The 23594-nt window shown below is 33.0% G+C and carries 23 protein-coding genes and 1 tRNA gene; 21 read left to right on the top strand and 3 right to left on the bottom strand.

What is annotated here, in order from left to right:
- The first annotated feature begins 149 nt into the window (after positions 1 to 149).
- From grpE to Trichorick_RS05165, 7 genes are all read left to right on the top strand, one after another.
- Entirely contained in the window at positions 150 to 710 is a 561-nt protein-coding gene (gene grpE, locus Trichorick_RS05195; RefSeq protein WP_323737955.1) for a nucleotide exchange factor GrpE, read from the top strand.
- 272 nt (positions 711 to 982) lie between these two features.
- A complete protein-coding gene (locus Trichorick_RS05190) occupies positions 983 to 2119 on the top strand; it encodes a hypothetical protein (protein WP_323737954.1) in 1137 nt (378 codons plus the stop codon).
- A 1-nt stretch (position 2120) separates the two neighbouring features.
- Complete coding sequence (locus tag Trichorick_RS05185) at positions 2121 to 3164, top strand: AI-2E family transporter (protein ID WP_323737953.1); 1044 nt, start codon at positions 2121 to 2123, stop codon at positions 3162 to 3164.
- An 18-nt stretch (positions 3165 to 3182) separates the two neighbouring features.
- On the top strand, positions 3183 to 3641 hold the full coding sequence (locus Trichorick_RS05180; protein ID WP_323737952.1) for a hypothetical protein: 459 nt from the start codon (positions 3183 to 3185) through the stop codon (positions 3639 to 3641).
- 23 nt (positions 3642 to 3664) lie between these two features.
- Positions 3665 to 4324 (top strand): HdaA/DnaA family protein, encoded by a 660-nt coding sequence (locus Trichorick_RS05175; RefSeq protein ID WP_323737951.1) that lies wholly within the window; start codon positions 3665 to 3667, stop codon positions 4322 to 4324.
- A 118-nt stretch (positions 4325 to 4442) separates the two neighbouring features.
- Positions 4443 to 6170, top strand: coding sequence for a monovalent cation:proton antiporter-2 (CPA2) family protein (locus tag Trichorick_RS05170; protein ID WP_323737950.1), 1728 nt, complete (start codon positions 4443 to 4445; stop codon positions 6168 to 6170).
- A complete protein-coding gene (locus Trichorick_RS05165) occupies positions 6145 to 6654 on the top strand; it encodes an SH3 domain-containing protein (protein ID WP_323737949.1) in 510 nt (169 codons plus the stop codon). Before Trichorick_RS05170 ends, Trichorick_RS05165 begins: the two co-directional genes overlap by 26 nt.
- A gap of 153 nt (positions 6655 to 6807) precedes the next feature.
- On the opposite strand, the gene murA is transcribed toward Trichorick_RS05165, so the two are convergent.
- The 3 genes from murA to cmk form a co-directional block, all read right to left on the bottom strand.
- On the bottom strand, positions 6808 to 8088 hold the full coding sequence (gene murA / locus Trichorick_RS05160; protein WP_323737948.1) for a UDP-N-acetylglucosamine 1-carboxyvinyltransferase: 1281 nt from the start codon (positions 8086 to 8088) through the stop codon (positions 6808 to 6810).
- Positions 8089 to 8500: 412 nt separating this feature from the next.
- Positions 8501 to 10228 (bottom strand): 30S ribosomal protein S1, encoded by a 1728-nt coding sequence (locus Trichorick_RS05155; protein ID WP_323737947.1) that lies wholly within the window; start codon positions 10226 to 10228, stop codon positions 8501 to 8503.
- A 74-nt stretch (positions 10229 to 10302) separates the two neighbouring features.
- Complete coding sequence (gene cmk, locus Trichorick_RS05150; protein ID WP_323738880.1) at positions 10303 to 10968, bottom strand: (d)CMP kinase; 666 nt, start codon at positions 10966 to 10968, stop codon at positions 10303 to 10305.
- Positions 10969 to 11069: 101 nt separating this feature from the next.
- On the opposite strand from cmk, the gene Trichorick_RS05145 reads away from it, so the two are divergent.
- The 14 genes from Trichorick_RS05145 to Trichorick_RS05080 all read left to right on the top strand — a co-directional run bounded on the left by Trichorick_RS05145 (position 11070) and on the right by Trichorick_RS05080 (position 23426).
- A tRNA-Val gene (locus Trichorick_RS05145) sits at positions 11070 to 11146 on the top strand.
- Between the two features lie 70 nt (positions 11147 to 11216).
- Positions 11217 to 11783 carry an elongation factor P gene (gene efp / locus Trichorick_RS05140; RefSeq protein WP_323737946.1) on the top strand — a complete coding sequence of 189 codons (567 nt, stop codon included), beginning with the start codon at positions 11217 to 11219 and terminating at the stop codon, positions 11781 to 11783.
- Positions 11784 to 11820: 37 nt separating this feature from the next.
- The gene (locus tag Trichorick_RS05135; protein WP_323737945.1) at positions 11821 to 12561 is read left to right on the top strand and encodes an inositol monophosphatase family protein; all 741 of its coding nucleotides are present in this window, start codon (positions 11821 to 11823) and stop codon (positions 12559 to 12561) included.
- 174 nt (positions 12562 to 12735) lie between these two features.
- Positions 12736 to 13077, top strand: coding sequence for a DUF2610 domain-containing protein (locus Trichorick_RS05130; protein ID WP_323737944.1), 342 nt, complete (start codon positions 12736 to 12738; stop codon positions 13075 to 13077).
- Between the two features lie 403 nt (positions 13078 to 13480).
- Positions 13481 to 15508, top strand: a complete 2028-nt coding sequence (locus tag Trichorick_RS05125) for an HAD-IC family P-type ATPase (RefSeq protein ID WP_323737943.1) — start codon at positions 13481 to 13483, stop codon at positions 15506 to 15508.
- Positions 15505 to 16032 (top strand): potassium-transporting ATPase subunit C, encoded by a 528-nt coding sequence (locus tag Trichorick_RS05120; RefSeq protein ID WP_323737942.1) that lies wholly within the window; start codon positions 15505 to 15507, stop codon positions 16030 to 16032. Before Trichorick_RS05125 ends, Trichorick_RS05120 begins: the two co-directional genes overlap by 4 nt.
- A gap of 233 nt (positions 16033 to 16265) precedes the next feature.
- The gene (locus tag Trichorick_RS05115; protein ID WP_323737941.1) at positions 16266 to 16673 is read left to right on the top strand and encodes a sugar 3,4-ketoisomerase; all 408 of its coding nucleotides are present in this window, start codon (positions 16266 to 16268) and stop codon (positions 16671 to 16673) included.
- Positions 16655 to 17758, top strand: a complete 1104-nt coding sequence (locus tag Trichorick_RS05110) for a DegT/DnrJ/EryC1/StrS family aminotransferase (protein ID WP_323737940.1) — start codon at positions 16655 to 16657, stop codon at positions 17756 to 17758. Before Trichorick_RS05115 ends, Trichorick_RS05110 begins: the two co-directional genes overlap by 19 nt.
- A 17-nt stretch (positions 17759 to 17775) precedes the next feature.
- Positions 17776 to 18711 carry a glycoside hydrolase family 130 protein gene (locus tag Trichorick_RS05105; RefSeq protein WP_323737939.1) on the top strand — a complete coding sequence of 312 codons (936 nt, stop codon included), beginning with the start codon at positions 17776 to 17778 and terminating at the stop codon, positions 18709 to 18711.
- Between the two features lie 15 nt (positions 18712 to 18726).
- Positions 18727 to 19494 carry a class I SAM-dependent methyltransferase gene (locus Trichorick_RS05100; protein WP_323737938.1) on the top strand — a complete coding sequence of 256 codons (768 nt, stop codon included), beginning with the start codon at positions 18727 to 18729 and terminating at the stop codon, positions 19492 to 19494.
- Between the two features lie 2 nt (positions 19495 to 19496).
- Entirely contained in the window at positions 19497 to 20174 is a 678-nt protein-coding gene (locus Trichorick_RS05095; protein WP_323737937.1) for an acetyltransferase, read from the top strand.
- Positions 20171 to 21121 carry a hypothetical protein gene (locus Trichorick_RS05090; protein WP_323737936.1) on the top strand — a complete coding sequence of 317 codons (951 nt, stop codon included), beginning with the start codon at positions 20171 to 20173 and terminating at the stop codon, positions 21119 to 21121. The genes Trichorick_RS05095 and Trichorick_RS05090 overlap by 4 nt, the downstream gene beginning before the upstream one ends.
- Before the next feature lie 3 nt (positions 21122 to 21124).
- A complete protein-coding gene (locus Trichorick_RS05085; RefSeq protein ID WP_323737935.1) occupies positions 21125 to 22501 on the top strand; it encodes a glycosyltransferase in 1377 nt (458 codons plus the stop codon).
- Positions 22488 to 23426: a glycosyltransferase gene (locus Trichorick_RS05080; RefSeq protein ID WP_323737934.1), complete on the top strand. Its 939-nt coding sequence runs from the start codon at positions 22488 to 22490 to the stop codon at positions 23424 to 23426. Before Trichorick_RS05085 ends, Trichorick_RS05080 begins: the two co-directional genes overlap by 14 nt.
- Positions 23427 to 23594 lie beyond the last annotated feature (168 nt).

Genomic DNA, 23594 nt, shown 5'->3' with positions numbered 1-23594 from the left:
CTGCGCAAGCAGTATTAAATACGCGAGCACAGGTGAAGCATGCGAAATTTATCGTCACAAGCTTATTGACCGACGCTATACTTGAAAATATAATAGTCAGTACTATATCTTAGAATGAAAAATCGTTGCAATAAAAAAGACAAATAGCCATGAAAAATCACGAAATAGTAAAAGATCAGGAATTAGCAAGTAAAGAGAATAATCAAAATAACTCTGACTCAATAGACCAATCAAAATCTCTGGAAACAATTGATGTCTTGCAGAATAAAATAGCATTATTGGAGGATCAGTTATTGCGTACAGCAGCTGAATCTGAAAATGTAAGACGCCGTTATGATCGGATGTTAGAAGAAAGCAAAGACTATTCTATTACTAATTTTGCCAAAGACCTGCTTGGAGTCATGGATAATCTATGTCGAGCGTTAGAATGTAAAATCCAAGAAAACAATGAGTCTCTGTCGAATATTATTGCTGGCGTCGATATGACTAAACGAGAATTGGAGTCAATATTTAAAAAATATGGTTTAGAATCCATAGCTCCGCTTCCTGGTGAAAAATTTGATTATAATTTACATCATGCAGTTTCACAAATAGTGACAGATGAATATAATCACGATAATATAATTGGTACAATGCAGGCCGGATATAAAATCAAAGATCGATTACTAAGGCCAGCTATGGTGACAGTCGCAAAAAAAGCTGATGAATAGACCTTTCCCACAAACTTACTTCTGGGATAGGATTTGAAAGAGACACTGTACCTCGACCCCCAGCGCACTTTAGGTTTGTTTCGGATTCGAGTGCTTGATCGACATATACTGTGCAATACCTGCGAATTGAATTTGATTTTGAGAGGTGAAGGCGCGCAGCATAGATTATAAGCTATGTGAGCACCTGAATCCTTGATAAAATCAAAGAGCAATTCACAGGTACTGCGCTGTATACAAATCATCCGCAGAAGTAAGTTTGTGAGAGAGGTCTAATGAAAAAATTATATAAACAAATTATTCTGCATATCATATGCATATTTTTTACCAATCTTGCCAATGCAAGCCTTGAAGTTTCAGAATTATATATTGAAGCACAGGGAAATAATAAATATGAGTCAAAAATCAAGGCTCAAAATCAAGGTATGCAACGAGCATTTTTGATGGTTGCCGATACGCTGGGTATTAACGCCAGTGCTGTAACTGCTGTCCCGTATTTAAAACTTAAAGATGTTTTTACTGTTGTAGCTGCTAAGAATGTCACAGAAACTGATAATCTGTATAAAGCAACTGTAACTTACCAATATAATTTATACCCTATACAACAGCTATTATTTCAATATGGCAATAATTCAGTAAAAGATCGATTTTATGAATATTTAATTCTACCTATTTCAAAACAAAAAAATATCTTAACACTTTGGGATGGTGATCAGGAATGGAACAAAAAATGGTCGAAAAATCGAAATATCTTAGATCAAGCAAAGTTGTTCTATCCCAAATCATCTATGGGTATAGTAAAAAAGATTAATGCAGATAATGTATTAACTTTATCATTCTCGAACTTTCTAGATATATTTCCTACTAAACTGCTAAAAAAAGTTATGCTAATAGTCTGTGAGTATTTCACCGATATTAATACTGGCGCTGCGGTAATGGATGTAAAATATATAATAATTGATAATAATGGTAAAACCATATCTAACCAGAGTTATCCTTTAAATAATCTGAATGAAGTTACGCAAACAATAGATACAATATTAAAGACTGTAGTTAATAAATATGGGCGTTTTAGCAATAATGATGCGCAAGATCTTGCCATTATCTCTGACAACGAAGCACCAAAACCTAAAGTAGTTACTAAAGTAGTAGAAGATGATATTAGAACAATAATTTTAGACCTTGAAGCCTTTACTGAGGATGAACTTACTCGAATCAAAGATAAATTACAAAATATTAGTGACCTTGAGAGCTTTTCAATAGCTCATAATTATGACGAGAAATATAAAGTAACTATTCTTACTAAAAGTAATGATTATAAATTGGCAGAAAGTTTTTATCTAAACGGTCTTAGCTTTAAAATGTATGGAAATCTCTATAGTTTAATAGATGTAATAAAAGGCGGCGGTTAAGTTGAAAATAATCTTTTGGTTACTACTTATCTCAGGGTTAACAATTTTTTCTATATTAATTGCCAACACTATACTACCCTTTTTTATTGCTTTTACCCTTGCTTACATATTAGAACCCTTAATCGATACTTTATATACAAAATATAAATTCCCAAGATCAATAATTGTTTACACTATTCTTATTACTTTCTTGAGTAGTGTTATCATATTACTAACTCTAGTGCTGCCATTATTATATCATCAAATTGCGTTATTGATTGGTAAAATTCCAGTATATAAAACATACTTACAAAGTGAGTTAATTCCACAGCTTACCAATAAACTTCATACAATAGATCCAACTATTGCTGATAAAATTCAAAGTTCTAGCCAAACTTTTATTAATAACACTATGAGCATGTTAGGAAAAATAGTAAATAACATTTGGGAATATACTATAGCTACCATTAATGTCTTGGTTCTACTTTTTCTGGTGCCAATTATTTTGTTATATTTATTACGTGACTGGCCAAAAATTACCAAGCATCTCGAAGAATTATTACCACTGGCTAAAAAAGAGCAAATAAATATTTTGTTGTCAAATATAAACCAATTATTATCTGCTTATGTTAGAGGGCAATTAAACATCTGCTTTTTACTTGCTGCTTTCTATTGTATAGGATTATCAATTATCGGAATAGATTTTGGATTATTATTAGGTATTATTTCAGGAGTATTAATCATTGTTCCGATTATCGGAACAGTAATTTCTATAACTATTGCTATCGCAATTGGCTATTTTACTTTTGGCTGCACCATAAAAATTGTTTATATTATTGCTCTATATATTGTTGGACATATTATGGAGAGCTATATTATGACCCCTAAAATTATTGGTAGTAAACTAGGTTTGCATCCATTGTGGATTATTTTTTCAGTATTCGCAAGCGGCAATTTATTTGGTTTTATCGGAATATTTTTTGCGATACCAATTGCTGGAATTATCAAAGTACTATTGTGTTATGCTATCGATATTTATAAATCTAGCGCTATTTATAAATCTTAGTTTAGTTACTCAAATTACATGAATAAATTAATTAAAAATGAAATTATAAAAATTGCTGATATCCATAAACAAAGGATAATTTATGCCCGAGAAAAATTATCAAATCTAATACCTTTTACTGCAGAAAAAATACAAAATCTTAGTGAAGAAGAATTTTTAATTATTGAATTAATGGTTAACCGCTTCTCAAAACTTCAGGATTATATAGGAAGTAAAGTAATCGATCTTTTTTTTGAAGTAGCAAATGAGAATTATAAAAATTTGACCATGCTCGATAAATTACATAAACTTGAAAAATTTAATATAATTGAAAACAAAGATATTTGGCTTGAGATTCGAGAATTACGTAATAATCTAGCTCATGAATACCCAGAACACCCGGAGCTGACAGCGCTATTTTTAAACCAAACCTATTATTTCTCACAAGAGTTAATCAAGATTTATTATAAACTTCAGGAATATATTATGAGGGAGTAATAAGGATAAGATATTATTTAATTATGCAACAATTAACGATGCCCCTCAATACAACTACTTCTTACCATTTAGACGAATTCATTGTATCTTCATCAAACCATTATGCTTATACTATAATTCAACAATGGCCCAATCACTGGGGAGTATTACCGTACCCCTTCTGTATATTGCTTTACGGATCTAAATCTTCTGGCAAGACTCATCTGGCTAAAATATGGCAGCAAAATTCTAATGCTTTTATTTTAACTAGAGATAATAGTTTATCACCCTCATTGCTGGAGCTATATGACGCTTTCATTATAGAAGATATAGAACTTAACTGGTTATCACAAGATATACTGCATCATATTAACTTTTTTAATGAAAATAAAAAATACTTGCTAATGACTACCAGCAATTCATTAAATAATTTTACCTTACATGATCTTACCTCAAGGATAAATTCTATTCTTAAGCTTACAATTGCACAACCAGATGATCAATTGATGCAAATATTAATTTTTAAATATTTTTCTAATTATTCTATTAACCTATCAGAACAAGTACTAAATTTCCTGTTAGCGCATTTGCCCAGAGAATTTGATCAAATTATTTATTTACTAACGAAAGTCAATAGCTTTGCTTTAGAACATCGGCGCAATATTACAGTACCTTTAATCAAAGAAGTAATTAAAAAAACATAAAAAATAGTGAAAATTTAGATGATTTCTTGCATAAGTAAAGTTCTAATGATAGCTTGTTAAGTCAACTCACAAAACGTAACTAAGTAGATAATATAATAAACTGGGACTAGTAATTTATATGGCAGCAGAAGGACATGTTCTGGTTAGCGTAATAACTTTAATTGCAGCCGCGGTTTTTGTTGTCGCTGTATTTAAGCGATTAAAGTTAAGCCCAGTATTGGGATATTTAGTAGCTGGAGCAGTAATTGGTGATAATGGCCTTAAAATAGTAACCTATTCACAAACAACATTATTAGCTGAATTCGGGGTAGTATTTCTATTATTTGCAATAGGTTTGGAATTATCTTTTGAAAGACTAAAAGCTATGCGGAAATATGTTTTTGGCCTTGGCTTGCTACAAGTGCTAATAACTGCAACAGTAATAGCCGGAGCAGTAGTACTAATTAGTGATGATAGCAGTGCTGCAATTGTAATTGGTGGCGGGCTAGCTTTATCCTCTACTGCTATTGTGATGCAGGTGGTAGAAGAAAACAGAAGTCAATCTACTCAGGTTGGTAGAATTTCTTTAGCTATATTAATTTTACAGGACTTTATCGTAGTACCTCTTTTAGTAATAGTACCTATATTGTCCGGAAGCAGTGAAACTTCTTTATTTACGGCACTAGGCATTGCTCTCGGCAAAGCTATTATAGCTTTACTTGGCATTTTTATTGCTGGCCGATTACTACTGAGACCTTTATTTAGTTTAATTTCATCAGAAAGTGGGGATAGCAGTGAATTACCGATATCAATGACCTTACTGATTGTGCTTTCTGCTGCTCTCGGTACTGAATATTTTGGACTATCTTTAGCACTTGGCGCTTTTGTTGCTGGAGTATTGGTAGCAGAAACTGATTTCAGATTACAGGCAGAAGAAAGTATTTATCCTTTTAAAAGTCTTTTATTAGGTCTGTTTTTTATGACAGTAGGCATGAAAATTGATGTAAATGAAATTTATCAACAAATATCTCATATTATTACCTTATCTATCGCTTTGATTATTATTAAAGCTTTAATAATTTCTGCCTTATGTGTGCTATTTGGCTTTAATAAAGGCACCGCACTACATTCAGGTTTATTACTTGCTCAAGGTGGAGAATTTGCCTTTATTTTATTTAGTCTTGGCAAAGATAATGGCCTCCTTAAGGAAAGCGATGCCAACATATTATTATTAGTTGTTACCTGTACTATGGCGCTTACTCCATTGCTAGCAATGCTTGGTCAAAAAATTACTGAAACAATGGAACGTAGCCTTGGTAAAACTCCTGTGCAAATTATTGAACTTGGTGCTCGTGATTTGGTAAACCACATAATTATTGCTGGTTTTGGTAAAGTAGGTAAAATGATTGCACGTGTCCTGGAAGCGGAAGGGCTTAACTATATTGTACTAGATGTTAATCATAATGTTGTGACTGAAGAACTCAGTAACGGAATCCCAATTTTTGCAGGTGATATATCACAAGCAGATACGTTAAAAGCTATTGGTATTGAACGAGCCAGCACTGTAGTGTTAACAATGAATAATGAAGTAACTATTAAAAAATCTCTTAAGTCAATTTGTAATAATTTTTCAGATCGCAATGTTATTGTCAGGCTAAAAAGTCTCAAAAAGGCTCATGAATTTTATGAAGCTGGAGCAACTATGATTGTGCCGGAGGATTATGAGACCGGCTTGCAACTTGGTGGAGCAACTCTTAAATCTGTTGGTGTAAGCGAGCATGAGATTAATCGTATAAAAGAGCAATTCAGATCTGGTAATTACTTAATTGCTAAACGTGATTATGATAACTCAGAAGAAAATGATTAAAAATAATTCTATAACAAGCTTTTTGATAATTATCTATTTATTATATTCTGGGATTGTTCAAGCAGATAATAAAAAATTATCACTACCTAGATTTGTTTCTATTAAATCTAATGAAGTTAACGCTAGAACTGGACCACATTTTAAATCATCTATTGAATGGATATTTATAAAAAAAGGAGAGCCTGTAGAAATTATTGAAGAATATGAACAATGGCGACTAGTTCGAGATCTTAAAGGCGAAGGAGGTTGGATTCATGCAAGTGTATTATCTGCCAAACGATTTATAGTGGTTATTGGCAAGGATATTGTACCAATGCTAGCTTCACCGAACAATAAAAATAAAATTATTATAAAACTAGCGCCCAATGTTCGGTGCCAACTTCATAAAGCTATCGAAAATTGGTGTAAAATTCAATGTGGAGAATATAAAGGATGGTTACAAAAAGAATTTTTATGGGGAGTTTATACTGATGAAAAGCTGTGACTATAATATTCTTTATACTAGACCTCTTGCATAACCTAGAGACGGTTGAGGAATTTTTCAGACAAAAACGAAATCGAGTACCGCAAGCAATCTCTTGTTTGTTGCGGAACGGAGACAAAATTACCAACCGGAATAGGTTATGCAAGAGGTCTATTATATTGCATCACCAGCTACTCTTCTTACCTGAGCTCCACAACTAGCTAATTTTTCTTCCAAAGCCTGATACCCTCTATCCAAATGATACACACGACGTACCTTTGTTTCTCCAACTGCTACAAGACCAGCAAGTATCAATGATACTGAAGCTCTAAGATCACTTGCCATTACCTCAGCACCACTAAGGTGATCCACTCCACGCACTACAGCAGTGTTAGCGTTAACTATTATATTAGCACCCATCCGATTTAATTCTGGAACATGCATAAACCTATTCTCAAAAATATTCTCAGTGATCACCGATACTCCCTGACTAACAGTCATTAAACTCATAAATTGCGCTTGTAGGTCAGTAGCAAACCCAGGATATACTTGTGTTTGCATATCGACTGATCTGAGTGTATCAGTGCATCTTACTGTTATACCATTATCAGTCGGAGCAACTAGTACACCAGTACTAGTTAATTTTAGTGCCAAATTTTCTACTATATGATAATCTATACCACTAATAGTTACGTCGCCTTTAGTAATTGAAGCTGCTATCATATATGTGCCAGCTTCAATTCTGTCTGGCATTATTCTATATTCAGCACCATGTAATGAAGGTGAACCTATAATTTCTAGCTCACTAGTACCTATACCAACAATATTGGCTCCCATTTTGTTTAGACAGTTACACAAATCAACTATTTCTGGCTCTTGGGCACAATTAGACAACAATGTTGTCCCTTCTGCCAAAGTTGCTGCCATAATTGCATTGATAGTAGCTCCTACCGATACTTTATTAAAACAAAAATGCACTCCTCGTAATCTATGACCATTGGTAGTAGCATAAATATATCCATGCTTTATCTCAATAATCGCACCCATAGACTCAAGTATAGCTAAATGTAGATCTACTTGTCTTGCGCCGATAGCACATCCTCCAGGAAGTGAAACTTCGGCTGTACCAAATCTGGCAAGCAACGGTCCTAATACCCATATTGAAGCACGCATTTTACGCACCATATCATAGTGTGCAATAAGATTATTAATGGTACTACAATCAATAATAAGGGTTGAACTCTTATGATTATTATGAACTTCTATTATTGCCCCATGCTGTTCAAGCAAAACTTTCATAGTGCGTATATCTGCAAGTCTAGGTACATTATGCAATATTAGTTTGTCTGCAGTTAACATTGCACAAGCCATAATTGGCAAAGCAGCATTCTTAGAACCACTTACTTCTATAGTGCCTTTAAGTGGAGTACCACCTACAATAACTATACTATCCATAAATACTCAATTGATGTGATGTGTAAGAGTGTTCAATAAATCATAGGCGTCAAGTTAAGGAAAAGAGACTATACAAATCGTCAAGCTTTAATCTCTCTATAGTCATTGCAAGTGCTTCACCCCGTCATTGCGAGACGTAGCCGTTGCAATCCAGAAAATGAAAACATGTAACTGGATTGCTTCAGGCAAAGCCTTCAAAATGACGGGATCGAAGTATATGGTGGTACTAAAGCAAAACGATTGTCCCTCAGCTCAGACGTATCTTATTTATTTTGCAACACATTTGATGACAGACGAAAATAAACTTCAGGAAGAGCTAGAAGTATCAAGGTCGAGGAGCGCAGCGTACATATATACGTGAGCACCACAGATCTTTAGATACGACGATGCCAATTTCTGAAGTTTATCGAGTCTAGTTATCTTTACCTAGCGCCATCCCTAGTATATCACCAAGACTTGCTCCACTATCAGCAGAACCATATTCTTTTATAGCTTTCGTACGCTCTTCTATTTCAAGCGCTTTTATTGATAAAACTACTTTACGTGAAGACTTATCAACAGAAATTACTTTGGCATCTACTCTATCTCCAGCTACAAATCTTTCAGGTTTTTGATCAATTTTATCACTAGAAAGCTCTGCTTTTTTAATCACTCCGCTTGCTTTATCATTGATATTAACTTCTATACCATCTTCTTTAATCGCAGTTACGACGCAGGTAAGAGCTTGACCTTTTTTAAATTCATCCAACTCATCAACTTCAACAAGCTCTTCTTTCAATTGCTTGATACCTAAACTGATACGTTCTTTTTCAATATCAATTGACAGAACTTTACACTCTACTATATCACCTTTGGCATAAGATTTTAATAGTTCTGTGCCTTTACCATCCCAACTAATATCGGTCTCATGGATCATGCCATCAATATTTTCATCAATTGCGACAAACATCCCAAAATCCGTAATATTTCTAATTGGAGCGCGTAGAATACTACCTACAGGGTGAGTAACAGCGAATTTTACCAAAGGATTTTCATTACATTGTTTAATACTGAGCGATATTCTATGTTTGTCTGTATCTATTTCTAAGATTATAAATTGTACTTCCTGACCGATAGTCAACAGTTTTTTAGGATGTTGCGTCGATTTAATCCAACTAATTTCACTAGAATGTACTAGCCCCTCAATTCCATCTTTTAACTCAATAAAAGCACCATAATCTGCAATATTAGCTACTTTACCAGTCATAATTTTGCCGACAGGAAATTCTTCTTTTATATTCTGCCATGGATTATCATCAAGCTGTTTCATTCCTAAAGAGATACGCTTAGTATCTTCATGAAACTTAATGACCATAACTTTTACTTTTTGGCCTAATGCCAATATTTCAGAAGGATGATTGATTCTACTCCAGGAAATATCAGTGACATGCAACAACCCATCTAAACTACCTAAATCAATAAAAGCTCCATAATCGGTAATATTTTTTACTACGCCTTCAAGAACCATGCCTTCTTTAATCTTTGACAACATTTCATCGCGAGCTTCTGATCTTGATTCTTCTAAAATAGCACGCCTTGATACCACAATATTACCAAGTTTTTTATCCATCTTAAGTATTTGGAAAGGTTGAACAATACCCATCAATGCTGACATATCTTTTATCGGTCTTACATCCACTTGGCTTCCAGGTAGGAACGCTACAACTCCAGAAAGATCGACAGTAAAACCACCTTTAACTCGACCAAAAATTACACCATTAACGAATTCACCTTTATCACATGCAGTCTCTAAATGTACCCATGATTCTTCTCTTATAGCCTTTTCTCGGCTTAAGATAGTTCTACCATTACGACCTTCGATCTTTTCAACATACACATCAACAATGTCACCAATTTGTGGAAACTGTTGATTTTTTGATAGCGCAAATTCCTCTTTAGGGACTCTACCCTCATTTTTCAAGCCAACATCAACTACTACTACATCTTTCTCGACACTAATTACTTGCCCCTTGACTACCGTTCCCTCTTTTACGTGGCTAGTGTTTACTTGCTCAAGCAAAGCTGCAAAATCTTCTTGCCCTTCTTGAGACTCAGTAAGATGTACAAATTGTGGGATAAATCTCTTTTTTATTTTTTGCATATTATTCTCTAATATGTTAGTACGCCTGCTAACATATATAATGTGGTTAATGGTTAATATAAAGATAGCACTTGCTATCCGGTTAAAATAAATTCTTCAATCCTAGCAATCACAGTATCTGGCATAAGATTTGAAGTATCTATAACTAAAGCATCAGCAGTTTGAATTAACGGAGCAATACTACGCCCCTGATCTCGTAAATCTCTTGTAATCAACTGATGTTTAATCTCATTAAGTATATATTTTTTGCCTTCAAGCTGCAACTGTTTATATCGTCGTTCAGCTCTTATAGCAACGTCAGCAGTGAGAAAAATCTTTAAATCAGCTTGAGGCGCTATCACCGTAGCAATGTCTCTGCCTTCCATGATAATTCGAGGGGTATCAGCAATTAATTTTATTTGATATTTATTTAGCTCTGCTCTTACCTCAAGCATAGTTGCAATTTTTGAAGCATATTCTCCGACATGTTCATCACTTAAATCGGCTTTAGTGGTAATTAGCAAAATGTCCGGATCAGTTGATAATAATTTAATTATCTTCAGCTTATTTTCTGGATCTATTCCTGCATCAATACACATCCATGCTAGCCCTCTATATAGCAAGCTGGATTGAAAATATTGCAAGCTAAAAAATTGTGCAAGCATTTTCCCAACCAACCCTTTTCCAGAAGCAGAAGGACCATCAAGAGCAATAACAAAACGATGTTGCAAATCAAAAGCTCTAGTTTTTAAACTTATTATCATGCTATAGTATTTTTTAAGGTATTTTTAGCAAGTTTTTTATTTAATGCAAATTAAACTTGAAATTTTACTAAGTTTTCAGTAGAAGTTAGTTTTGTTTAGGGCGATTAGCTCAGTTGGTTAGAGCATTACGTTGACATCGTAAAGGTCGGTGGTTCGAGTCCACTATCGCCCACCATTAAATATACTTACATATAATTTAGAAATTGATTTAATCTACAATTCAAACAATTAAATAATAGATTTTCATGAAAATTTCAGCAAATTCAATCAGAGCAGGCAATATTTTAGTATATGAAAGTGATTTATGGGTTGTCACTAAAACGCCAGAACATACCAAACCTGGTAAAGGCGGAGCTTATGTACAGGTAGAAATGAAAAACTTGAAAGCAGGAACCAAAGTTATTGAAAGATTTAGTTCTTCTGACTATGTCGAACGAGCTCAACTGGAACAAAGAGATTTACAATTTTTATATATAGAAGATGATAATCTAGTATTAATGGACAATGAAACTTTTGAACAAATTCTTATAAGCCAGAAAATTCTGGGAGACAAGCTGCCTTTTCTTACCGATAATATGGTTATTACAGTTGAATTTTATGAAGAAGTTCCTATTAAAGCAGAACTGCCACACACCATCGTTGCTGAGATTGCTGAAACTGATCCGGTAATAAAAGGATCTACCGTTACTTCTTCTTACAAACCGGCAATTTTAACTAATGGCATAAAAGTAATGGTACCTTCATACCTAGTTACTGGAGAAAAGATTGTTATTAAAACGGAAGATGTGAGTTTTGTTGAGCGAGCAAAATAATAGCCTTCAAATTTTACTATATATTTAAAGAGCATAGATGCAACCAACGACAAACTCTCTAATCACCGCAACTCGTAAAGCCACAAAATTTTTGCAAAGAGATTTTTTTGAACTAGAAATGCTACAAAACTCTAGCCGTGGTACTCAAGAATTTTGTACAAACTCTTATCTACGTACTAAAAATTTCTTAAAAGAAGAATTACAAAAACATTATCAATTTTTATTTTTTGCAGATGAAAAATATTCGGTTAATGACGAAGCAACAATAATAGTATTTGTTAATCCTATAGAAGGAATACAAAATCTTGGCAAAAGCATACCATTTTTTGCAATTACAGTTACATATTTAAAAAAAATACAGCAAGAATTTGTTCCCATTTTTAGCATCATAAATTTTCCTGTGCTTAATGAAGTTTATTACGCTGAAAAAGGTAGCGGTGTTTGGAGTGAATCAGATTCTAGAACTAGTAGCAAAGTTACCAGACTACGCGCCTCCAGCTGCGGTAATATAGAACAAGCTATAGTAGTTACTAATGATACAACCACTGGTTTAAAGATATCGCAAAACGTTAGATGTTTTGGCTCTGAGTGTTATAATCTAATTATGTTTGCTACCGGCAAATGTGACATTTTCTATAGCACAACTACTGATTACGCTTTAAGAGCAGCATTCTCCCTTATAATACGAGAAAGCGGAGGTATGCTTATACCAACTACATGCGGTATATTATCCTCAAACAACCATTTGATAGAAAAAATTAAACCACTTATTACTTAAAATACTTTCTAATCCAATATTGTTTTTGTACAATTTCACTTAATAAGATTGAACGACAAGAGAGTGTTCGTAGAAACCTGCATATCTAAGTTAGATAAAGTAGGTTTCTACGAACACTCTAAACTAAGATAGCATTATTGAAATTCTGCAATTTACTGCATCGGTGTAAACCTTATGAAAAAATTTACTATTAATTGTGACTTCGGTGGTCAGTTATCGCCTTTCTCAATTTATATTGGACAACCAGAAGCAGCTCATCATCCTTTACATTTTCAAGCTGATTGGTTATCAAAACAACGTGGTGGATCAGTTCCTGCGGACGTAATGGATGCGATATCTAAATTACAGGAACTTGCTAATAAAAACAATGTCTCTCTGGAAGAACTGTGTGTATATGCTCTTGGCACAGCAACAGACGATAAATCACCATCACAAGAAGGTGATACTAATAGTAATAATGATAATGGCGTATCAAATACCAATAACTCTGACCAAGAAGAATCTAAAAATAATTAAAACGTTACTCCTAACAATATAATCATTATGATTAACCATCAATTATCAAACTTCATGCTTGCGTGACTAAGAGTGATAGTATTAGACATCTCTTACAAACTCGTACTAAAGGAACACAAGCGCTAGAAGCATTTAGCGCTTCGACTCACAGTGTACATAAAGTAAGTGAAGATTCAAGCCTAGGCATAACATCGCAATTATCTACAAGAGTAGAATTTGTGAAGAGATTTATTATCTTACGTATACTAAACCTCTTGTATAACCTAGAGATGGTTGAGGAATTTTTCAGACAAAAACGAAGTCGAGTACCACAAGCAGTCTCTTGTTTGTTGCGGAACGGAGACGAGTTTTGACAACAAAATTACCAACCAAAATAAGTTATACAAGAGGTCTATTGATTAAGATGAGTAATCCGTGGCTTCTACGTAGTAATCCTATACTAATGATAGTATGGATTATAGCTTTTATAGCCACTATACTAGCAATATCTCAATATTATGCTAAAGCCAGCGATTATAAATTATCCATGATAATTACTTTCTGGCTATGGATGACTATATTTTTTGCAAAATTAGCTGAAGTATTAGTAGAAATAAGATGGAACAAAAGTGATTCTGTCATCAATTATAATAAATCAGAAAAAATTATAAAAAAAATCTTTGCAATTAATGATACTAATACTGATTACCATAAAAAATATGTAGAAGTGAAATGTAGCAGTATTAAATCAGGCGATCTGATACTATTATTATCAGGAGAAATAGTGCCTTTTGATGGAATAGTTGTTGCTGGAACTGGATATGTTAATGAGACTGATAGCACCGGAGCACTATCACCAACATTAAAAAGTCATAGTGATTATAACAATAGACTAGTTACCGGTAGTTTTATTGAAAGCAGTGATTGGCTAATCATGCAAGTAACTTTATCTGAACGCAAATCCTTCTTCGCCAAATTAACAAAATTACTTGCCAATATTGAACGACAACAGGGATCAAATGAAATAGCTTTACAAAGAATTATTTGGGGACTTGGGATACTATTTATTTCGGTATTATTTAGTATTGCCGCAATTGCAGATTATTCTGGTATAAAAATACCAATTATCTACTTATTAGATATGGTAGTTATTTTACTGCCTACTACTCTATCGGGACTACAACATGCTATCATTATGTATGGTACCGGCGCTTTAAAGACAAAACATATTATCATTCGCGACAAAGTAGCATTAGATAACGCCGTAGACGTCAATGTAGTAGTTTTAGATAAGACCGGCACGATAACAGTGGGGCAACGTGAGATGGTAGATTTCATGGCTGTAGACCGGGAACTATCAGAAAAATTTATTAATACCGTACTTTATTTATCTTCTGTCCTTGATGATACTACTGAAGGAGAAAGTATAAAACATTTTACTGAGCATAAGTTAGAGGAAGATATCCCCAACATTGACTTCTCCAAATATCAATATTTACCTTTTGCTGCGACTCACCCTATTAGTGGTTGTGATTATTATTATGCTCCTGGTTTTGCAAACGACAACAAACTATACCAACAATTTGATATTCGCAAAGGAAGCATTACTGAAATTTGTAAATACCTGGAATTACACCCTAATGCACTGCCAGAAAATATACGAACGGAAATCATAAATATCACTGAGGTATGTGGTTCAGTTTTATTAGTAACATTAAATCATAAGATTTTTGGGATCATTCATCTACGTGATAAATTAAGAAAACAAATAAAAAAACAAATTCAGAAAATACAGGATGATGATATCCTTACTATTATGCTAACTGGAGATAATGCAAATATTGCTGGTTATATTGCTAAAAAACTGGGTATGCACGCATATTACGCCGAAGTAACACCAGAAAAAAAATTAGAGTTCATTAGAAATTTACAACAACAAGGTTATACCGTTGCAATGTATGGCGATGGTGTTGGAGATATAGCAGCACTTGCACAAGCTGATATAGGTATTACTTTTGACCGCAGCGTGGAATCTGTAAAAAATGCCAGTAATGTAGTATTATGCAATAATAATATTGCCAATATACTTGATATACGCAATGTTTGCAGAATCATGGCTATCAAACTTGGTGCATTAACAGTGTTTTCCTTAGGCGCTGATATAGCAAAATATTTTGTTATAGTTCCAGCATTATTCACTACTGCCTTTCCATCTTTATCTGTACTAAATCTTTTTTATTTTAATTCACTCGACAGCGTAATTTTATCATCGGTAATGTTTAATGCCTTGGTAACTCTAGTATTGATACCTATAGTTTTTAGTAACCCAATATATTATAGTAAACACTCTTTATGGCGGAATCTTTTGCTCTATGGTCTTGGTGGTATATTATCGCCTTTCATCTTTATAAAAACGATTGATATGTTTGTGCATTGGCTTGGCCTGGTATGAAACAAGATTTTATAATAAGTAGCTGGCTATTTATATTGATGGTCATAGTAATTACTTTTTACAGCCTGATTATTTATACTGTCGGGCATAAATTATGGCCGAGTGAAGCTAAAGGAAATTTAATTCATGATAAAAATGGAATGGTTAGAGGATCTTTTTTATTGGGTCAATCTTACACATCAGAAAGATATTTTCATGGTCGCCCACAATTAATTTTTAAAGATCAGTGTAACGTTGCGCTATATAATGAAGAATTCTGGAATAAATTACTGTTACCGACAGTAAAAAATCAATCTATCGGTAGCGATATTATAATGTCGGTTCCATCCAACTCTATGCTTGATCCTTACATCACAAAAAATGAAGCAATGAACCAAGCCCCTAAGATAGCAATCGCCAGAAAATTACCATTACAAACATTGAAAAACATTATTAATACTTATAACATTAAAGCATTAACACCATTTTTTGTTCTGGATATAGTTAACGTCACTATATTAAACTCAAAACTTGACAATTACTAGAAGGTATTATGGTGAGCTCTAGTGTAGAGTACAACAATTTTGTTGATTTTAAAGAAGATTTATGACATTTTCGGTCTTATAAAATATATAAGCGTGAATAATTTAGTAAAAATATATTAATTCAAATTAACAAATAATATTTTCATTAATGACTTTAAAAATTTAAGCCATATTTCGAATTGCTGGTATACAAAATCTTTGTATGATTCAAAAATGATAAACTGTAGGTTTTAATGATGATGTCTCTACTTTATAAATTAGTTCAAATTCCTCGTTTTTCCGATGATAGAGGTAGTCTTTCCTTTGTTGAATTTGATCAAATATTAGATTTTTCAATAAAACGTGTTTATTGGCTTTATGATTTTAAAAAAGATCGTGGTGGACATGCACATAAAGATTTACAGCAGTTTATTTTTTGTACTCATGGATCTGTAGATTTCATTTTAGATGATGGTCAAAATAGAGAATCAGTTACGTTAGATTCACCCGATAAAGGACTATATATTATTAAGCCTTTATGGCGTGAAGTAACCAACTTTCAGAACAACCCACAAGTAATTGTACTGGCTTCAGATATTTATAAAGAATCGGATTATATCAAATCATATGAGGAATTTAAAACATGGAAATTCAATTCTTAAATTTAAAAAAAGCTTATATTGAGCTCAAGACTGAGTTAGATCAATTATGGCAAGATTTAAATAATGATAGTTATTATATTTTAGGAAATCGTTTAAAAGCATTTGAACAGGAATTTGCTAATTACTTAGGAGTAAAACATGTTATTGGTGTTGCAAATGGACTTGATGCTCTAACTTTAAGTATTAGAGCTTTAGATATTGGTACAGGTGATGAAGTTATAGTCTCCGCACATACATTCATCGCATCATGGTTAGCTATCTCAGAGACTGGTGCTATTCCTGTTCCAGTTGAAGTTAATAACGAAAACTATCTTTTAGATATTTCCAAAATCAAACAAGCAATTACGAATAAAACACGAGGTATTATGCCAGTCCATCTATATGGACGCGTTTGTAATATGGAAGAAATTCTGACGATAGCAAAGCAATATAACTTGAAAGTGATAGAAGATGCCGCTCAAGCGCATGGATCTGTGGATTCGGTTAGCGGTAAAAAAGCTGGAACATTAGGTGATTGCTCTGGTTTTAGTTTTTACCCTGGAAAAAACTTAGGATGCTTTGGTGACGGTGGATGCGTTACTACTAATGATGATCAACTCGCTGAAAAACTTAAATTACTACGTAATTATGGCAGCAAAATACGTTATAATCATCAAATAATTAGTGGCAATAGCCGCTTAGATGAGTTGCAAGCAGGAGTGCTTGCAATCAAATTAAAATATCTTGATGAATGGAATAAGAGACGTCAAAAAATTGCTAACATTTACTTACAAGAATTGAACAGTGTAAGGGATCTTGTTTTGCCAGAATATGATAGCGGCAATGTTTGGCATATTTTTCCTATAAGAACCTCAAAGCGTGAACAATTAAAAGAATTTTTGACTTCTAATAAAGTTGGCGTTATTATCCACTATCCTACACCGATATATCTGCAACCTGCTTATAAATCTATGAATCTAAAACCAGCTGCTTTCCCTATAACTGAAAGAATCTGTTCAGAAATATTAAGCTTGCCAATAGGACCACATTTAAGTGAGGAAGAGGCTGTAATGTGCGCTAAGAAAGTAAGAGAGTTTTTTGAGTAAACTTAAAATAAAAGCATATGCAAATAGAGAATAATTGGATTAAACGAGGGGTTATATTTAATCCTGTTGATTTAAATGAGTGGATAAAAAGCCATGCCTATATTCCAACCCCAATTCTTTTAAACGATGAAACAATAAGGATTTTTGTGGCATTCAGAGATGCAGCTGGAGTTGGAAGAGTCGGCTATGTTGATGTACAAGCAAAGGATCCTTTTGAAGTAATATCAGTGTCGCAGACTCCTTGCTTAGACGTTGGAATGCCAGGAACTTTTGACGATAACGGGGTGACTCCTATATCTGTAGTCAATGAGAATGGTAATTTGTATTTATATTACGCAGGATGGCAATTATCAGATAAAGTAAGATATTTTTTATTTGCAGGATTAGCAATAAGTTCAGACATGGGCAATAGTTTTAAAAGGGTAAAAAATGTGCCGATCTTGGAGCGAACTGATCAAGAGTTTTTAGTACGAACTGCTCCCGGGGTATTTAAGCAGGATGAGAAATGGCATATGATCTATTCTGGTGGAAATAAGACTATCTTATTAGAGAACAACAAAACAGTTCCTTCTTATTCATTAAAATATTTAACCTCAAATGATGGTATTAACTGGTGTACGACTCCACAAGAAGTTTTAATACCAGAAATAGCAACAGAGTATGGTTTTGGTCGTCCATTTGTTATATATGAGAATGAGATGTATAAAATGTGGTATAGCATTAGAAAATTTGATAAAAAATATACGTTAGGTTATGCTGAGTCAGCTGATTTACAAAAATGGATAAGATTAGATAATCAATTAGATTCATTTACGCAAGATACAAATTCTTACGAGAATGAGATGCAAGGATTTGCAGCGATAATTAAAACAAAATACGGCAATTATATGTTTTATAATGGTAATAATTTTGGAGAAACAGGAGTTTGCTGTGCATTTCAAAAATCTAGTTGATGTCAGGACATTTTAATGAACAAAAAAAACAAAGAAAACATAGATTTGGCGAATATGAGAGTTAACTATGAAGTTTTTAGAGAATTAGCAAAAAATGAGGCTCTTAGCCAATATGAAAAAATTGGTTTTCCAGATAACTATAGAAAAGGCTTAGAACATATTATTTTTGAGGACCTGCTAAGTAAATTAACTAATTTGAAACAAGATCAAAAAATAGTGCTAGATATTGGCCCAGGTTGTAGTGAATTACCAAAATTTCTAATAGATTTATGTGAACGCCAAAAGCATAAGCTAGTTTTTTGTGATTCTGAAGAGATGTTATCATTTCATGATGATAAAGGATTTTTGTTCAAAGTATCTGGCATGTTTCCTAAAACTTATGAGGAAGTTTGCAAAGTTGAACCAAAATATGATGTTATATTATGTTACAGCGTATTTCATTATATTATGGTGGATACTAATGTGTGGGATTTTGTTGATCATTGTATGAGTCTTCTGAAACCAGGTGGGCAGTTTCTCATAGGTGATATACCTAATATTTCTAAAAGAAAAAGGTTTTTTTCAAGTGAATCAGGTGTAAATTATCACAAACAATTCATGAATACGAATGAAGCCCCAGAAGTTATTTACAATAAAATCGAAATGACAAAAATTGATGATGCAATTTTAATGTCGCTGATGATGAGAGCTCAAGCAGCAGGTTTTGATGCTTATCTATTACCACAAAGAAAAGAACTAGGCATGTCAAATAGACGCGATGATATTTTAATTGTAAGACCATAGCAATGAGCGATATAAAAAAAGTGGTTATTATTGGAGATAGTAGTTTTGCTCAGATAGCTTTTGAGTATTTCAACAATGATTCTCCATATCAAGTAGTAGGTTTTGCAGTTGAAAGTAAGTTTCGTAAGCAAGATTCGTTATTTAATATACCTGTAATTGATTTTGAAAAAATAGAGTTATATTTTCCAAATAAAAACCATGAAGTATTTGTTGCAGTTACCTATGTTCAACTCAATCGAGTCAGAACTAGATTATACTTAGAAGCAAAAAATAAAGGCTATAAAATGGCCAGTTATGTGAGTTCTAGAGCTTTTTGTTGGGGCAATGTGAAGCTTGGTGAGCACGTTTTTATATTTGAAGACAATACGCTGCAACCTTTTGTAGAGATTGGTAATAATGTAGTTTTATGGAGTGGCAATCACATTGGACATCACTCTATCATAAGAGATAATTGCTTTATTTCTTCTCATGTAGTGATTTCTGGGCACTGCGATATTGGTAAAAATTGTTTTATGGGGGTTAATTCTACTATATCTAATAATATCATAATTGCAGATGATTGTTTAATAGGAATAGGTAGTGTAATTACTAAAAACACTGAACAAAACAATATTTATAAAGGCAATCCAGCTATTGCTACAAATGTGATGGCTACAAAGTTATTTAAGGTTCTAGAATGATTCAAATAGAATTATTTCAGCCTACCCGTCATAATCAAGCATGGGATGATTTTGTACTTTCTGCAAAAAATGGACATTTCATGTTTTGCAGAAAGTACATGGATTACCATTCAGATAGATTCGTGGATAATTCTCTAATATTTTCTATTGAAGGACACATACAAGCTTTGTTGCCTGCAAATATAGCTGATAATGTACTTTATTCACATCAAGGGTTAACCTTTGGAGGAATAATTTCCAATAGTCACATGACATCGTTGTTAATGGTTAATATTGTTGATAAGTTAATCACATATCTTAAAAACTCTCTAATTAAAAAATTAGTATATAAACATATACCCTATATTTACTCTATACTGCCAGCCCAAGAAGATTTGTATGCATTATGTAATAAAGGTGCAAAATTATATAGAATTGATGTGTCATCTACCATAAACTTAGAAGATAGAATTGAATTTTCTAGTAGAAGAAAAAGAGGTGTTAAAAAAGCTTTAAAAACTAACTTAAGCGTTATTAAAAGCAATAATTATGAAGCTTTTTACCTAATTCTCGTCGAAACTCTTAAGATAAAGCACAGTACCACCCCTACACATTCTTTAGCTGAAATAGAGCTTTTAGCAAGCAGATTTCCAGACAACATTTCCTTGTATGTTACTATTAATCAAGTGGGACAATTACTTGCAGCAGTCTTGATGTTTGAGATGAACCATTGGGCGCATGCTCAGTATATAGTTTCTTCTGAGCAAGGTAGAGAGGTTGGAGCTTTGGACCTACTTTTTTATGAATTAATTCATAATATCTATACCCATAAGAAATTTTTTGATTTTGGAATATCAACAGAATCACAAGGTAAAGTTCTAAACAATGGTCTTATAACACAAAAAGAAGAATTTGGTGGACGCACGGTAGTGCACAATTTTTTTGAATTAAATATAGAATCCTGCTAATTTATGGCTAGAATTTTGTTTTCTTTATTTTCTAATATTAACTGGTTAGATGATTCAAAGATTGATCCTTTTTATGAGGGGTTTATAAATAGTTTGAATAAGCATGGTAATGAAGTAGTGTTACTTAGAACAAACAATTTTTTATCCGATGCGATTAGTAATTCTTTATTTGATTATATTAATGGTAATCATTTAAAAGATGTAATAAGTAAGTTTGATCCAGAATTTATCATTACAGCTAATCATCATATACCAGAAATTATATTAAAAAATACTAATTGCCCAGTATTAATATGGAATGCTGATAGCCCTGTTTGGTATTCTAGTAAGGATTACATTAAACATAACATTGATAGATACAAATTTATTTATCATGGTTGGGATGATGCTCATGTAAAAGTTTGCCAAGAAATATTTGGTGCTAAAGCCAATCAAAATTTTTGTGTTGGCTATGCAACTACAGTACAATCTAAAGCTTTGCCTATAGATGCTAATATAAAGTTTGTTGGAACTATAGGTTATCCTTACAATATGACAAATTATTTAAAACACCGTTGTAATAATGTAGAACTTGAGAATTTATATCATGTCTACAAAAAAATTAGAGAATTACCTTTTGATTTTGTAGAGGCTAATTTTTCTAATACAACATTAAAAGTTTCAGACTATTTTTATACTTTAACTTCCAATAATAGAATAAAAACATTAGATGCATTAGCAGATATGGGTTTAAAAGTACACGGCTATCCAAATAACTTTTTTGATGTAGTGCCATATTCAATGGATTTGGCCTTTTGTTTTGACTATACACCTATAATATCAATGGCTGATACTGAAAATGTATTTAACTCCACCAAAATAGGTGTTAATCTTTATCATTCTCAAGCAGTTACAGGTTTCAGTTGGCGGGTTGCAGATATTATGGCTTCAAATGCATGTCTTATTTCGCCAAATAAAGCAGATTTGGCAAAATTGAGTCCTTATATCAAGATGCCGACATTTGAAACACCAGAAGAAGCTAGAGAATTATGTAAGAATTTACTAAAAGATGAGGAATGGCGTAAAGATATCGTAGCAGCTTCTCAGCAGGCAATAGAAGAACATGGTCGATTTGAACATATGTTTAAAAATTTAGCAGAAATTCTTGGAGTTAACTTACTCCACAACCAGGTAGATAATCAGAAAAAATATTTAATATTTTTGCAATCTAAAGACTTTATTAAACCTACTCATAATATCCAATTTATGGCATTAAAACAAATACAGGAATCAACTATATTGCGGAACATTGTAATAGGTCTATTGAGACTTATTCCAAAACCTATACGAAGAAAAGCCTATTATTTTTTATTAAGTATAAAAGACCATGTGGCAAAATGATATACCGCTCTTATCAATTGCAATAATTACATGCAATAGCGAAAAATTCATCGGCAGCGCTATTAATAGTGTTTTTGCACAAGATTATTCCAATATTGAAATTGTAATTTCTGATGATGCATCTACTGATGATACAATAAAAATTGTTACAAGATATACCAAAAGCCACCCTGATAAGATTAAGTTATTAGTAGCTGCAAAAAATATGGGAGCTGTAGCCAATTGGTTTAAATGTGTACGTGCTTGCAGCGGCAAATATATAATAGGACTTGGTGGTGATGATGAGTTTTATCCTAATATGATCTCCAGGCAAGTTGCTATAATGGAAAATAATCCAGATATTGCCATTTGCTATGCTGATGCTTCTGTTTTTTATACACCTACCCAGAAAGAACTCTATCGTTTAAGTGATAAATCACCTAGCAAATCTGGTGGGATTGAAGTCGCTCTTAGTGACTCCATCTATTATTCTCCAACAATGATGTTTCGTAAGAGTCTAGTTCCAAAAGAAAATAGTTTTATAGGCATAAGACATGCTGCCGATTTAGCTTTTTATAAAGAAATCATGATATTATCAGCGCCGCACGGCACAATATATTACTTGCCAGAACTTGTATATAAATATCAGAAGCATGATACTAATATTACTGTGACGATGACTGGCTATAGAAGAGAGCATATAGAAGCTATTAAGCTTTTACAAAAAAAATATCCCAAATATAGTGAATATCTGAATGGCTCTATCTATGATTTTTGCTGTGTTGCCTTTTTTAAAAATTTATTTAAATTCAGGTTTAAGGATGTATATTATTTCTTATATACTGGTCTAAACGCATCTAAAGGTAATCCTTTCAAATTCTTCAGAGCTTTAACCTGGGGTATGCGTTTTTGGTGGCTTTGTTGCATGAATCGGATTTTGAGGTAAAACGGTACCGTCAAGTTGTTATAAGAATTATAACGCAATATTATATTTTAAGTTTCCTAGGAGAAGTGAGGTGTGATATGATAGAGTGTTATAAAGGCTTATAGGTACCCAAAGTCTGTTATTGGTTCGCAGTAAGTATTTCAGGTATAAGCTTAACTTAAGAGATCT

The organism is Candidatus Trichorickettsia mobilis (assembly GCF_034366785.1).
Lineage (GTDB): Bacteria > Pseudomonadota > Alphaproteobacteria > Rickettsiales > Rickettsiaceae > Trichorickettsia > Trichorickettsia mobilis_A.
Note: the sequence above shows the minus strand (reverse complement) of the source record. Positions and strands in the feature narration are given on the sequence as shown.